Origin of the sequence: Halomonas sp. HAL1 (assembly GCF_030544485.1) — a bacterium.
GTDB classification, from domain to species: Bacteria; Pseudomonadota; Gammaproteobacteria; order Pseudomonadales; family Halomonadaceae; genus Vreelandella; species Vreelandella arctica.
Map to the genome: position 1 here is coordinate 1,068,434 of NZ_CP130610.1, position 13,809 is coordinate 1,082,242.

The 13,809-nt window shown below is 56.3% G+C and carries 12 protein-coding genes; 6 read left to right on the forward strand and 6 right to left on the reverse strand.

Going from position 1 to position 13,809, the window contains the following annotated elements:
• Window positions 1-7: 7 nt before the first annotated feature.
• Together Q3Y66_RS05085 and Q3Y66_RS05090 are read right to left on the reverse strand one after the other, a co-directional pair.
• Window positions 8-877, reverse strand: a complete 870-nt coding sequence (locus Q3Y66_RS05085; RefSeq protein WP_238528541.1) for an FkbM family methyltransferase — start codon at window positions 875-877, stop codon at window positions 8-10.
• Window positions 837-2,414 (reverse strand): glucan biosynthesis protein, encoded by a 1,578-nt coding sequence (locus tag Q3Y66_RS05090; RefSeq protein WP_008958239.1) that lies wholly within the window; start codon window positions 2,412-2,414, stop codon window positions 837-839. Before Q3Y66_RS05090 ends, Q3Y66_RS05085 begins: the two co-directional genes overlap by 41 nt.
• A gap of 226 nt (window positions 2,415-2,640) precedes the next feature.
• On the opposite strand from Q3Y66_RS05090, the gene Q3Y66_RS05095 reads away from it, so the two are divergent.
• The gene (locus tag Q3Y66_RS05095) at window positions 2,641-4,269 is read left to right on the forward strand and encodes a hypothetical protein (protein WP_008958238.1); all 1,629 of its coding nucleotides are present in this window, start codon (window positions 2,641-2,643) and stop codon (window positions 4,267-4,269) included.
• The gene (locus tag Q3Y66_RS05100; RefSeq protein WP_008958237.1) at window positions 4,266-5,675 is read left to right on the forward strand and encodes a mannose-1-phosphate guanylyltransferase/mannose-6-phosphate isomerase; all 1,410 of its coding nucleotides are present in this window, start codon (window positions 4,266-4,268) and stop codon (window positions 5,673-5,675) included. The genes Q3Y66_RS05095 and Q3Y66_RS05100 overlap by 4 nt, the downstream gene beginning before the upstream one ends.
• Before the next feature lie 7 nt (window positions 5,676-5,682).
• On the opposite strand, the gene Q3Y66_RS05105 is transcribed toward Q3Y66_RS05100, so the two are convergent.
• The 4 genes from Q3Y66_RS05105 to Q3Y66_RS05120 all read right to left on the reverse strand — a co-directional run bounded on the left by Q3Y66_RS05105 (window position 5,683) and on the right by Q3Y66_RS05120 (window position 7,897).
• Window positions 5,683-6,033, reverse strand: coding sequence for a membrane protein (locus Q3Y66_RS05105; protein ID WP_008958236.1), 351 nt, complete (start codon window positions 6,031-6,033; stop codon window positions 5,683-5,685).
• Between the two features lie 13 nt (window positions 6,034-6,046).
• Complete coding sequence (locus Q3Y66_RS05110; RefSeq protein WP_008958235.1) at window positions 6,047-6,982, reverse strand: lysophospholipid acyltransferase family protein; 936 nt, start codon at window positions 6,980-6,982, stop codon at window positions 6,047-6,049.
• A 2-nt stretch (window positions 6,983-6,984) separates the two neighbouring features.
• The gene (locus tag Q3Y66_RS05115; RefSeq protein WP_008958234.1) at window positions 6,985-7,374 is read right to left on the reverse strand and encodes a DUF4870 domain-containing protein; all 390 of its coding nucleotides are present in this window, start codon (window positions 7,372-7,374) and stop codon (window positions 6,985-6,987) included.
• Window positions 7,375-7,513: 139 nt separating this feature from the next.
• Window positions 7,514-7,897: a VOC family protein gene (locus Q3Y66_RS05120; protein ID WP_008958233.1), complete on the reverse strand. Its 384-nt coding sequence runs from the start codon at window positions 7,895-7,897 to the stop codon at window positions 7,514-7,516.
• A 40-nt stretch (window positions 7,898-7,937) separates the two neighbouring features.
• Between Q3Y66_RS05120 and Q3Y66_RS05125 the strand changes: the two genes are divergently transcribed.
• The 4 genes from Q3Y66_RS05125 to Q3Y66_RS05140 all read left to right on the forward strand — a co-directional run bounded on the left by Q3Y66_RS05125 (window position 7,938) and on the right by Q3Y66_RS05140 (window position 13,781).
• The gene (locus Q3Y66_RS05125) at window positions 7,938-8,582 is read left to right on the forward strand and encodes a class I SAM-dependent methyltransferase (protein WP_035586908.1); all 645 of its coding nucleotides are present in this window, start codon (window positions 7,938-7,940) and stop codon (window positions 8,580-8,582) included.
• 169 nt (window positions 8,583-8,751) lie between these two features.
• Window positions 8,752-10,125 carry an MFS transporter gene (locus Q3Y66_RS05130; protein WP_008958231.1) on the forward strand — a complete coding sequence of 458 codons (1,374 nt, stop codon included), beginning with the start codon at window positions 8,752-8,754 and terminating at the stop codon, window positions 10,123-10,125.
• Window positions 10,126-10,248: 123 nt separating this feature from the next.
• Window positions 10,249-12,036, forward strand: coding sequence for an acyl-CoA dehydrogenase (locus Q3Y66_RS05135; protein ID WP_008958230.1), 1,788 nt, complete (start codon window positions 10,249-10,251; stop codon window positions 12,034-12,036).
• Window positions 12,037-12,152: 116 nt separating this feature from the next.
• Window positions 12,153-13,781, forward strand: coding sequence for an acyl-CoA synthetase (locus Q3Y66_RS05140; RefSeq protein ID WP_008958229.1), 1,629 nt, complete (start codon window positions 12,153-12,155; stop codon window positions 13,779-13,781).
• Window positions 13,782-13,809: the final 28 nt, after the last annotated feature.

The following is a 13,809-nucleotide window of genomic DNA, read 5'->3' on the forward strand; positions in this document are numbered from 1 at the left end:
TTAGGGTTTAAACATTGTTGTGGATATTGTTGTGAACATTGTTCTGAAGCAACTGATGATCCGAGCGGCAGGCGTAGAGATCGCCAGAGGCTAGCTCGTCAGCACCAGCGCTTAGCCATTCGGTCATCGCTTGCGGCGTTTGCCACTCGGCCCAAAGGAAATGGCGCTGCTCTCCAGCGACCACGTTATAGCGATACTCGCCAAGACGACTTAAATGGTTAACACAGTCGTGGTTGACCGCTAATGCACCAGCCACAAACTCCACCGAAAGCGCGGCCACCGGGCTGCTTAGTCCTGCCAGCACCTCTGCTTCAAAGCCCTCCACGTCAATTTTGATAAAGCTGGGCTCACCATACTCTTCAATTAACGTATCCAGCGTGGTGACCGGTACCCGCAAGCGCTGTTCCCAGCGCACTTGGCTAAAGCCTGCATTGCGCTCGCCAATCTGTTCGCGCCATTCAGTGGCCAGGGTGGAAAGCGTCGGGTTGCCGGTGCTAATAGCGATGTCGGCAAAGCCCTCTGTTGGACCAGCCGCCATGGGGAGCAGCGTGATGCTTTTCGGCCTAACCAATCGCTTAAACCACTTGGCGAGATCAGGCTGGGGCTCCAGGGCAATCACTTTTGCACCTAGCGCATGAAAAGCCGCGCTGCGGTCACCTAAGTGAGCGCCAATATCAAAGGCGATAGTGCCGGGCTGAATAAACGGCTGGTAGAGGCGCTGGAGCCCTCGCTGACGCCCCGGGCGCCAATAAATAAACAGCGAGCGAGCAAGCCCGCCCGCGCTCCGCAGCCGTTGCAGCGCCATGCGCCGCATTAGGCGGGTTTTCTGAATATCTTCATCCGGCATCGGGATACCAGACGTAATTCCATGTTTCACTAACGGGGTCGTCGTTCAGCATGAGTCGCAGGCGAACATCACTGGGTTGGTCGCTTGCGGGCAGCCGAAAGCTCGCTCGCCAGCCGCCATTGGGGAGTGCGGTTACCTGGGGCAGTTGTACCTCGCCCTGGTGGGTGCTGATATCCAGCTCGACAGGTTGGTCGGCGGTGATATCCTCAAGCGCTCCGCCCTGGAAGTCGACAATGAACTGACGCTCCTCTGGCGTCGCCGAGTCCGCTTGCCCCGGCACGCCGGCACTGCCATGGCGGGTGCGGATCACACGGCCAAGGTGGTGCTCTTCCGGCTGCGTGTTGAGCGTGTGCGTCAGGTAGTGGAGGCGACGGGATTCGCCAGCATTTAACGCATCATCCGCGACCCAGTAAGCAACGATATTGTCGTGAGTTTCATCGGGTGTCGGAATTTCGACCAGTTCCACGTGGCCCGGCCCCCACGCATCTAACGGTACCACCCACTGACTGGGGCGGCGGTGGTATTGTGCTTCGATATCAAGGTAGCGGTTAAAGTCACGCTCCCGCTGCATCAAGCCAAATCCTTGGGGAGAGCTATCAGCAAACGTCGAAGTGCGTAGCTGTGTTGGGTTGGTGAGCGGGCGCCAGATCCACTCGTCGCTACCGGTATGCATCAGCAGGCCGTCGGAGTCATGTACCTGGGGGCGGAAATCATCGGGACGCTCACGGCTTGCCTCGCCGTAAGTGAACATACTGGTGAGCGGCGCAACCCCCAGCTTGGCAATGTCTTCGCGGGCAAACAGTTCCGCTTCCACCTCTACCTGCGTTTTTTCACCGGGTTCAATAATAAATCGATAGGCACCGCTGACAGAGGGGCTGTCCATTAACGCTAATAGCTCAATCTGTTTGGCGTCTGCGCTGGGTTTATAAAGCCAAAATTTGCGAAACGCCGGAAACTCTTCACCCTCAGGCGAGGCGGTGTCGATCGCTAGCCCGCGGGTGGATAGTCCGTATGCTTGGTCGCGCCCCACTATGCGGAAGTAGCTAGCACCGAGAAAAACGGCAAACTCGTCGGCGTACTCTTCATTATTTAGGGGGTAATGCAGACGAAACCCGGCGTGGTCACTGCCAGATAAATCGTGCTCTTTCAGCTTTTCGGCATTGCCATCATAGGAGTAGTCTTCCGCCGAAAAGAGAAGCGGGGAGGCTGTGTCGTTTTCGATCACATTGAGTGCAACCGGGGTTTGAAAGAGAAAGCCGCTGTGAAATAGCTGCAGGCTAAAGGGACTCTCATTGCGCCAATAGGCGTGATCAGGATCAAAGCGAATTTGCCGGTAGGTATCGTAATTGAGTTCACGTAATACCTCAGGCAGCGTCTCTTCAGGGGTTTGATAAGGCGCTTCAGCAAGCTGTTGGGCGCGCTCAATGACGGCGCTGAAATGTTTGTCGTCGTCGGCATAGGCGGTTGAAGCCACCGCACAGCCGAGTACAACTATCCATTTACTCGCTATCCACTTACCAGCTTGCCAATTACCAACCTGCCACCTGCAAACACGGCTAAAACGCATGGGCGAAATCCTTATCGAGTGAAGGCCTGCAAAACGTTTGGCAATAAGCCAAGCAGTACGTGAAATTTTTACACAATAACTATACGATTGCATGCGGACGTACAGGATTATTGCGTTCTATTCCTTGCTCTTTTCTCTTGCGCTTGGGTACACACTCTTAAAGACCGAACATGGAGAGGTCGTACTTCAGACACTGTAAGCTAAAGCAGGTACAAATGAGAATGCGATGATTCGAATATTATTAACGTCCTTACTGCTGAATGTCCTGCTCGTTGCGCCGCTATGGTGGCGGTTTGGAGAGATCGATGCCCATTTGATCGCTTGGGAGGCGTTTATCATTGCGCCCCTTATGCTGTTGCTTCCCGTCGGTCAGGCGCGTCGTGTCGCCGGTGTTGGGCTTGTCAGTTGGATCATGTTGGCGACAGCTGTGAATTTAGGCACTGCCGCTACTCACATGGCGTTTGCCCGGCCACTCAACCTCTATCTTGACGTACCTTTGCTGCGCTCCATTTATCACTTATTAGTAGGTAATGTAGGTCAGTTTTTGGCGGTTTGCGCAATGCTGGCAGGGGCTGCCGTGCTGCTTGGTATCGCCCTAGGCTTAGTGAGACTACTACTTCCTCCCGTCACTTACTCGATTAAACGGCTGCCCGGTGTCGCTGCGTTGACGCTATTAGTCATTGCCACCATCGGTACCGCACTTGAACTTAACGGTGTGCGGCTGGTGGATAGCGCCCGTTTGCCGATGGTCAACAGCACACGGTTTCAATGGCAGCAAATGGCCGATACTCACGCCGCGCGCTTGGCCTTTACCGCGCAATTGGAGGCAGCGCCGCTGGAAAGTCAGCGGTTACCTGGGCTCGATGGACACAATGTGCTGCTGACCTTTATTGAGTCTTATGGCGTCTCTGCGCTGGATAATGCCCGTTATGCAGACGTTCTGCTGCCGACCCTTGCCGATATGCAGCAGCGGCTAGAGGAGCGCGAGCTTCATGTTGTCTCCGGGTTGTTGGCGTCGCCGATTCGTGGCGGGCAATCCTGGCTGGCCCACGCAACAGCGCTCAGCGGGCGTTGGATTGATAACCAGCTGTGGTACCAGTTGATGTTAGACAGCGGCCACTCCACCTTGATTGATGATTTCAGCGCTACCGGCCAGCGGACCTTGGCAGTCATGCCCGCTATTACCCTGGCATGGCCGGAAGGGGAGGCCTACGGCTTCGATCAAATTGCCGCGGCAAAGGGTATCGACTATGCCGGGCCTGCGCTCAACTGGGTGACCATGCCCGATCAGTTCACCCTCGACTATACTCAGCGCCATTTGCTGGGTGAGTCGCCGGTGTTTGCCCAACTGGCATTAATCTCTAGCCATGCCCCCTGGACGCCTATTCTGCCGGTGATTGATGAGTGGTCTTTGATTGGGGATGGCAGCATTTTTGCGCCCTGGGAGAACGCTGGCGACCCGCCAGAAGTACTGTGGCAGGACATTGAACGTATTCGTGACCACTATGCCTGGTCGGTGGACTACGCTGTAAAAGTGGCCGGACGCTGGGCCGAACGAGTGGTGGATGACCATACCTTGATGATAGTACTGGGTGATCATCAGGCCGCGCCATTGATTACCGGCGACGATGCCAGCGCAGCGGTACCCGTGCATATTATCAGCGGTGATCCAGCGCTATTGGCGCCGTTTATAGAGCGTGGCTTTATTCCCGGCACGCTACCCGCGCTGGAGCAGGCAAGTCACGCGCCCAAGATGAGCCAACTGCGCCACTGGCTGCAGGATGATTTTGGTGAGTTAACAGATGATACAGACACTCGCCCGGATACAAGGACGACCACAAGGACGCAGCAATGATCCAACCGGTAATTTTAAGCGGTGGCAGCGGCACGCGGCTGTGGCCGCTTTCCCGAGAGCAGATGCCCAAACAATTTTTGCGCTTAACCTCGTCTCAAAGCTTACTGCAGCAAACCCTAAGCCGCTTAGCCGGGTTAACCGATGCAGCCCCAATGCTGATGGGCCACCATAGCCACCGCTTTTTAATGGCCGAACAGCTGCGCGAAATGAATCAAGCCGCCACCGTGGTGCTCGAACCTGAAGGCCGTAATACTGCGCCAGCGATTGCCTGTGCGGCGCTGCTAGCACGCCACTCAGGCGATGACCCACTGCTGCTGGTACTGCCCGCTGACCATGTGATTGGCGATGTAGAAGCTTTCCAGCATAGCGTGTCACTTGCCCAGCCGTTAGCCGAAGCGGGTTATCTCGTTACCTTTGGAGTAGTCCCGACCCAGCCTGAAACCGGCTATGGCTATATTGCCTGCGGCGAGCCGCTGGAAGGCGGCCATCATCTTGCGGCCTTTATTGAAAAACCCAATGCCCAGCGTGCCGCTGAACTGGTCAAAAGCGGTGATTACTTATGGAACAGCGGTATGTTTCTGCTGCGCGCCTCAAGCTATCTGGATCAATTAAAGCGGCTACAGCCGACCATGCTGGAAGCCTGCCAGGAAGCGGTTAATAGCGCACACCGCGACTTGGATTTTCTGCGCCTGGGCGAAGCAGCATTTGGCCGTTGCCCGGCTGACTCCATCGACTACGCGGTGATGGAGCACTGTGAGCATGCCGCCGTAGTGCCCTTGGCCGCTGCGTGGAGTGATATCGGCAGTTTTGATGCGCTATGGGCAACCGTTGAGCCTGACGCAGCGGGCAATGCCAGCAAAGGTGATGCCTGGCTAACCGATACCCAGGGTTCGCTGGTGTTTGCCGAGCATCGTCTTGTGGCCACGCTCGGCGTGCAGAACCTCATCGTCGTGGAAACATCGGATAGCGTGTTGGTGGCCCACCGCGACCAGGCGCAGCAGGTCAAGCAACTCGTGGCTTCGCTTACTCAGGCGGGGCGCAGCGAGCCCTGTTCGGCGCCCCAGGTGCAGCGACCTTGGGGCAGCTTTCAGGCGATGGACAGCGGCGAGCGCTATCAGGTCAAACACATTACCGTGAAGCCCGGTGGCCGGCTTTCACTGCAGCGCCACCATCACCGCGCTGAGCACTGGATAGTAGTGAGGGGAACCGCGCATGTAACGCTTGAGGAACAAAGCTTTCTGGTGAGTGAAAATCAGTCGACCTATATCCCCATTGGCGCGCTCCATCGGCTGGAAAATACCGGCAAAATTCCCCTTGAGCTGATTGAAGTGCAGTCGGGAAGCTATCTCGGTGAAGACGATATCGAGCGCTTGGATGACGTTTACGCTCGACACAACAACGAGTGAGGGTAGCTTACCAAAGCCAGCTGGCAGGGCGTGCGGGAGGGCGGCCTTTGCGTACATCGATCCAACCGAGCACGCAGCGCACGCCCAACCATCCCGCGAGCAGCGGCCAGAGCAGAGTGCCGATCATGACAATGCTGAGCAAAAAGGCGATGCAGGCATACAGTGTGCCAATCCAGAAGGTGCGAATCAGGTAACGGTAGTGCGGCTGTAGCCACGGTGCGGCGTCTTTGCGGTAGACATAGGCGATCACCACGCCAATCAGCAGGGTGATATTGGCAGTGACAATACCCGCCAGGAATAGCGCATAAATAATCTGCGGTGGGCGTATCTCATCCCGAGATAGAACGTTTTGGGTCATCAGTAAGCTCTGGTTAATAAATCCGGTAGTCGCGGTAGTTAGCTAGCTTTTGCTGCTCTTGAACCACTTTACGGTAGCGCTTGTACTCCCACTGATACTGCGCAGGTTCCAAGCTTATTGCGGCTTCCACGCTGGCATTCACTCCGGTGGCAGACGTTTGGTCATCGGGGCTGTAAACACGCTCATCGGCATCGAGAAAATAAATCTCAAACCCGCTGCCGGGTACCCGTAGCGCGACCCCGGTGATCACACGTGCCTGGGTGCGGGCTACTAGTTTGGGTAGCAACGTGGCGGTGTAGGCATCGCGACCAAAGAAAGGCGCGAAAACGCCACTGCCCCAATCCGGCTCCTGGTCGGGCAGTATGCCAATCGCCTCGCTGCGCTTAAGCGCTTTGAGCAGTGCTGCAACGCCGCGGGGGTTGGTGGGCACTAGGCTCGCCCCCATGCGCTCGCGACCATGGCGAATCACTGGGTCAAGGGCGCTGATTTTTGGGGGCTCGTACATGGCGGTAAACGGGAAGTGGCTCGACAGCCAGAAGTTAAGCACTTCCCAGTTGCCGAAGTGCGGGGCGAGCACAATGACACCGCGGCCTTCGTTGCGCGCACTATCGAGTTTGTCGCGGCCGTGTACCGCTAAAATGCTATTTTCTACTCTATTGGGCTCTGCCATCCAGGCGTGGCCTAATTCCAGCATAGTAGCGGTTGAGTGCCGTAAACTCTGCCGGGCAAGAGTTTGACGCTCAGCGTTAGAGAGAGTGGGATAAATGACCGTCAGGTTGCGCTCGGTTACCTCTCGCTCACGCTTATTGAAACGGTAAACCACTGGGCCCAGTACCGATGCCATGCGCCATAGCCGCTTAAGCGGCCAGCGTGATAGCTGGCGCCATAGCCAGCTAATCGCACTGGCCTTTGAAAAACGAAGTTGGGTATCACCCGTTTGTTGCGTCATATCTAAAACAACCAGGTATCTACGTTGGAAGGGGCGCGTTTCTCTTGCAGCCCTTTGAAGCCTTTAACGCAGCGGATAATTAGCCAGACGGCGAGTGCCAGCAGCAACGGGAAGCCGATCAAGATGAGCGTCAAGACCGAAAAGACAATGCCGTAGACTAGCCCTATCCAGAACGTACGAATCTGATAACGGTAGTGTTCATCTAGCCATGCAGGGCCTTTGCCTTTATAGACGTAGGCGATGATCACACCGATAAGCGACGTAAAACCGAGGAAGAAACTGGCCAGATAGAGCGCATAGTTCACCATTGCCATGGTGGTGTCGGGCTGTTGGGGGCGCTCTTCGCTGACAACGTTGCCTTCTAGTGGCGCCTCATTGGCGTTATCTTGCATAACATTTCCTTTCGGTAAATCGCTATAAGTGCTGAGCAGGCAATGCTGAAGTAGGGATGCAAAGCACCCTCAGCAGAGGTTGCCCCGGCGCACTATGATAGCGTGCGCTATTCGCCTTATCACTAACGAAAACTGGGCACTAACGCGCAGCGGGGCGGCAAATCTCGAGTAGATTGCCGTCCGGGTCGCGCAGGTAGATCGACTCAATGGGGCCATTGGCGCCTTGGCGAGCAACGGGACCCAACTCTACATCAATAGCCAAGGCGTCTAAGTGTTGCTTAAACTCATCCAGCGGCAGTTGGCAACGCAAGCATAAATCCAGGCTGCCGGGTGTTGGGGTTGCTGAGATGGGGGCAATGTCGGTGTCGGTTTGATGCAGACGCAACGCGGTATCACCGAGCATTAAATCCACCCGTTGAGCATCGCGGTAGCGTACATCTAAGCCTAAAACACGTGAGTAAAAATCGACGGCGCGACCCATGTCGGTCACGGTAACTACAAGATGATCCAGACCTGATAGCATGCCACTTTCCTTAATTCGTAACGATAAGCCAGAGAATACGATGATGCGCCGCTGTCCGCTCTGTGCGGAATCCACTACTGCGCTCTACCACCGGGATCGGCGTCGTGACTACTACCAGTGTGCCACGTGCAAACTGGTATTTGTCCCCCCTGAGCAGCATTTGAGCGCCGCTGCAGAAAAGGCCGAATATGATAAACATCAAAACTCGCCGCATGATACGGGATATCGACGCTTTCTAGGGCGTTTATTTACCCCGCTGTTAGCGAAGCTCGCACCCAATGCCCGCGGGCTCGATTTTGGCTCCGGGCCAGGGCCGACGCTATCCGTCATGTTCGCCGAGCACGGTTTTCAGATGGCGATTTACGACCTCTATTATGCCCCTGATACCGCGGTTCTCACCCAGACGTTCGATTTTATCACCGCCACAGAAGTGGTGGAGCATTTGTCGCAGCCTGGCCAAGTGCTGGAACAACTGGCCGAACAGCTCGCGCCCGGTGGTTATCTTGGCTTGATGACCAAGCGCGTTTCTACCCCGGACGCATTTGCTCGCTGGCACTATATTAGCGACCCCACGCATATCAGCTTTTTTAGTGAAGAGACCTTTCGTTGGTGGGCTCAAAAGAATAGTTTAGTAGTGGAATTTCCTGGGCCAGACACGGTTATTCTATATAAATCGCTAAGGTGAATAATTGTAACCTTAGAAAAGCATTGACTTTGCCCCCTTTGGGGCAATAATTGCGCGCCGCTATCCCTGCCTGACTCGATGTGCCAGGTGAGATAACGGTCGTTGTGAAATCGCTCAGTCGCGTTTTTCACGCCTGTTTTTCACCACTTTTAGTCAAGACGAGGTTTTCATGTCGCGGCAACTGCTAGCCATGGCGCTGGCGCCCCTATTAGGGCTATTCATTCTCGGAATAGGCAACGGTTTTCTTGCCACCTTAATTACCGTGCGCCTCGATGCCGCCGGTGAATCGGCGACGGTGATCGGTATTGTCTCGTCGGCTTATTTCATCGGTTTGGCGTTGGGCGCAATGGTGAATGATCGCCTGTTGCTGCGTATTGGCCATATTCGCGCTTACGGCAGTTTTGCCTCGTTAGTGGCTGTCACCGTGTTACTGCAAGGCTTGTTTTTCGACCCATGGGCGTGGTTTGCGCTGCGCTTGGTCGGCGGCTGGGCAACGGTAGGGGTTTATCTGGTTATAGAGAGCTGGCTATTGACCGCCGGTGATCAAAGAGTCCGTGGCCGCCTATTGGCGCTCTATATGATTTCGCTGTACGCCGCTGGGGTGCTGGGTCAGTTGCTGCTAGGCGTGACGAACGCCATGGGTGTTACTGCGCCCTTTATGGTGATTGGCCTACTGGCTTCGCTCTCTGTACTGCCCATGGCGATGATTCCCCGCGTATCGCCGATTATCGAGCACGCTGAGCCGCTTCCCCCGCACCGCTTGATTACCCTGACGCCCACCGGCGTGATGGGTAGTTTAGGCTCGGGTATGGTCGTCGCCGCGGCCTACACGCTGTTGCCACTCTACCTGCAGCGTAATGGTATGAGCGTGAGTCAGGTGGGTCAGATGATGGCGGTACTCATCATGGGGGCCATGTTGCTGCAATACCCGATTGGCCGCTGGTCGGATCGCCATGACCGACAAATGGTGCTGATCGCCATCAGTGGTTTCTGTGTACTTATCTCTGCGGCGATGCTCTGGCTACCCCTTTCGACACCGCTATTGGCAGTGCTGCTGTTCCTGCTCGGCGGTGGCGTCTTTGCCCTTTATCCAGTGGCCGTAAGCCACGCCGCCGACCGTGCGCCTGCTGGGGCTCTGGTGCGGATGAGTCAAGGCTTGCTGTTGATCAACTCGATTGGCGCTACCATTAGCCCACTGATGATTTCCCCGGTGATGACGGCAATGGGAGACGCGGGTCTGTTCTGGGCCTTCGGCTCGCTGAGTCTGTTCTTTGTGATGTTCTTCTCCTGGCGCCGTCATGTACGCCCAGCACCGGTGCCTGTGGCTCCGTTTACACCGACTACACCAATGACCGCTGCCGGTGCTGAACTGGTGGTGACTGAAGAGCTAATGCAGGGGGCACTGGAGCATGAGCACCTGGAAGACCTTTCCGATGCCGTTTGGGATGTCGATGCCGCCGAGCCGGTGGTGGGGCCGCCCGCAGAAGATGAGAGCCATATCACCTACTATGATGATGTGGAGCAAGCAAGTGAGCGAAAATAAATACGGGTGAAGACGCTATTCATAGCGGGTGATACCTTGGGCTAATGGTGTGGGCGGGAGAGTGTTACTACTATCGTAGGCAGATTTTCAAACAATTGTTTAATTTTCAGCCCGAGGTTCGCTATGAATGTTTACGCCGCACCGGTACGCGATTTGCGCTTTGTGCTCGAAGAGTTACTAGCGCACCGCTCGCTTAGCCTACCGGGCTTTGAAGAAGCCACGCCAGACTTGGTCGAGGCGGTACTCGAAGAGGCCGCAAAACTGGCCGGTGACGTCTGGGGCCCACTTAATAAGATTGGCGATCAGCAGGGGGCCAAACGCCATGCCGACGGCAGTGTAACGACCCCGGAAGGCTTCGCAGCGGCTTACCAGGCGTATGTCGAGGGGGGCTGGAACGGCATCGGTGTATCAGAAGCGCTAGGCGGTCAGAATCTGCCCGAAGTGGTGGCTAGCGCGGTCCAGGAGATGCTTCACGGGGCCAATATGGCGCTGGGGCTCTGCCCGATGCTGACCGCTGGTGCTATTGAAGCACTGGCGCATCACGGCAGCGATACCCTCAAAACGACCTACTTGCCCAAACTGGTAGAAGGCACCTGGACGGGCACCATGAATCTCACCGAATCCCAAGCGGGGTCGGATCTCTCCCAGGTGCGCACTCGCGCGATCCCTGAAAACGACCACTACCGCATCAGCGGCCAGAAGATCTATATCACCTGGGGCGAACACGACGCCGCCGAGAATATTATCCACTTGGTACTTGCCCGTAAGCCGGATGCACCGGAAGGCAACAAAGGCATCTCCCTGTTTTTGGTGCCCAAGTTCCTGGTTAACGAAGATGGCGCGCTGGGCGAGCGCAATGATGTCACCTGCGCGTCCATTGAGCATAAGCTGGGCATTCACGGCTCACCGACATGCACCCTCAGTTTTGGCGAAAATGGCGGCGCGATTGGCTACTTGGTCGGTGAAGAGGGGCGTGGTCTTAATCACATGTTCACCATGATGAACGAGGCACGTCATAAAGTCGGTATTCAGGGTATTGGCGTGGCCGAGCGAGCCTGCCAGCACGCCTTTGCCTATGCGTTGGAGCGTCGCCAGGGACGCTCTCCGAAGACGCGTGGCGGCGCTGAATGCAGCATCAGCGATCACTTGGACGTGCGCCGTATGCTGCTCTCCATGCGTTCGCGCACCGATGCGCTACGTGCATTGGCGTTGTACTGCGCCGCCGAGCTGGATACCGCCCGCCACGCTGAAAGTAATGAAGCCCGCCAAACCGCCCAGGCCCGCGCCGATATTTTGATTCCGGTCATCAAAAGCTTCTCTACCGATCAGGCGGTGGATATTGCCTCCATGGGCATTCAGGTACACGGCGGGATGGGCTACGTGGAGGAGACCGGTGCCGCCCAGCTACTGCGCGATGCCCGCATTGCCCCGATTTACGAAGGCACCAACGGTATTCAGGCGCTCGACTTGGCAGGCCGTAAGCTCCAGCGTGATAACGGCGAAGCGCTTACCGCGCTGTTGAGAGAGGTCGCCGCCACCGTGGAGCAACTCAACGCCGACCCTGCATTGACAGCGTTGGGCAGTGGTTTGGCCGCAGGACTTGAGGATTTGAAAGCTGCCCAGGCCATTGTGTTGGTACAAGGCTCTGACCCTGAAAAGGGGGCAGATGCAGTGCAGGCATACGCCACGCCGTTCCTTAGCTTGGCAGGGCATGTACTGTGCGCGTGGCAGATGGGCCAAGCAGCGCTGAGCGCTCAGGCCGCCCTTAACAACGGCAACGACGATCCCTTCTATACTGCCAAAATGCGCAGCGCCGAATTTGCCATCACTCAGTGGCTACCGGTAGGTCGCGCTCAACGTGCGGTGATTGAGGCAGGTATGCAGTGTTTAAGCGAATTTGAGGTTCATTAACGCTAATGTATTAGCCAGCACCGCCGCCCTAGAGGCGGCGGTGCTGTTTTCAGCCCATCAAAACAAACATTTAAAACGAACGCTTTTAATAACATCAAAAAAATCAGGAGCCGACCATGACCACCATTTTCGAGCAAGGCTTACCCAAAACCGTCGCTAACCACGTACCGCTTTCACCGCTGACCTTTATTGAACGCTCCGCGTCGATCTATCCCGACTACCCAGCGGTGGTTCATGGCAGTACGCGACGTACGTGGGGCCAATCCTGGGCGCGCTGCCGCCAGCTTGCTTCCGCCCTGCAACAGCGGGGCATTCAGCCAGGTCAGACGGTGGCGGCGATGCTGCCTAATATCCCGGCAATGTTCGAGGCGCACTTTGGCGTGCCGCTGGCGGGCTGCGTGTTGAACACCCTGAATATTCGCCTGGACGCCGAGGCGATCAGCTATATGCTGGAGCACGGCGAGGCTAAAGCAATTTTGGTCGATCCCGAGTTTGCTGAGGTCATCCAGCAAGCCGTTGCCAAGCTAACCCACAAGCCGCTGATCATTGATGTTGCCGATGTAGAATTTCTCGGCGACACGCAAGGCATTGGCGAGATTGAGTACGAAGCGCTACTTAACGAGGGCGACGCCAATTTCGCCTATCAACTGCCTGCGGATGAGTGGGACGCGATCTCGCTTAACTACACCTCTGGCACTACCGGCAAGCCTAAGGGCGTGGTTTATCACCATCGCGGCGCTTATCTCAACGCGGTGAGCAATATCATGGAGTGGGCAATGCCCCACCACCCGATCTACCTATGGACTCTGCCGATGTTCCACTGCAACGGCTGGTGTTTCCCCTGGACCATTGCCGCCAACGCCGGGGTCAACGTGTGCCTGCGCCGCGTCGACCCGAAAAAGATCATGCAGCTCATTGCTGAAGAGAAGGTTACTCACTTCAGCGGGGCGCCTATTATTCTTAATGGCTTAGTGAACCTGCCCGCGGAAGATAAGTGCCAGTTCGATCACCCCGTCAAAGTCACCACTGCCGGTGCCGCGCCGCCAGCCTCAGTGATTTCCGGGGTCGAGAAGCTGGGCATTGAAGTGACCCACGTGTATGGCTTAACCGAAGTGTATGGTCCGGTGACCGTCTGTGCCTGGCGGGAAGCGTGGGATGAACTGCCGCTGGAAGCACGGGCCAAAATAAAAGCCCGCCAGGGGGTGCGTTACCACATGCTCGAAGCGCTGTGCGTGGCTGACCCGCTCACCATGGAGCCAGTACCCAAGGATGGCCAGACCATGGGTGAAATACTGATGCGTGGCAACAACGTCATGAAGGGCTATTTAAAGAACCCGGAGGCCACCGAGCAAGCGCTGGACGGTGGCTGGTACCACACCGGCGATTTGGCGGTTTGGCATCCGGATGGCTATATCGAAATCAAAGACCGCTCGAAAGACATCATTATTTCCGGTGGAGAGAACATCTCGACCATCGAAGTGGAAGATGCCATTTACGGCCATCCCGCCGTTGAAGAGGCCGCAGTGGTCGCCAAGCCTGACGAGAAGTGGGGCGAAACGCCCTGTGCGTTTGTGAAGCTTAAGGTGGGTTACGGCGAAGTCACCGAGGCCGATATTATCGCCCACTGCCGTGAACATTTGGCGGGCTACAAAGTCCCTAAAACGGTTATTTTCAGCGAGCTACCTAAAACATCGACGGGCAAGATACAAAAATTCGTCTTGCGTGAAGAAGCTAAAAATCATTAACCAGCCCTAATAGAAATAAGCACTAGCG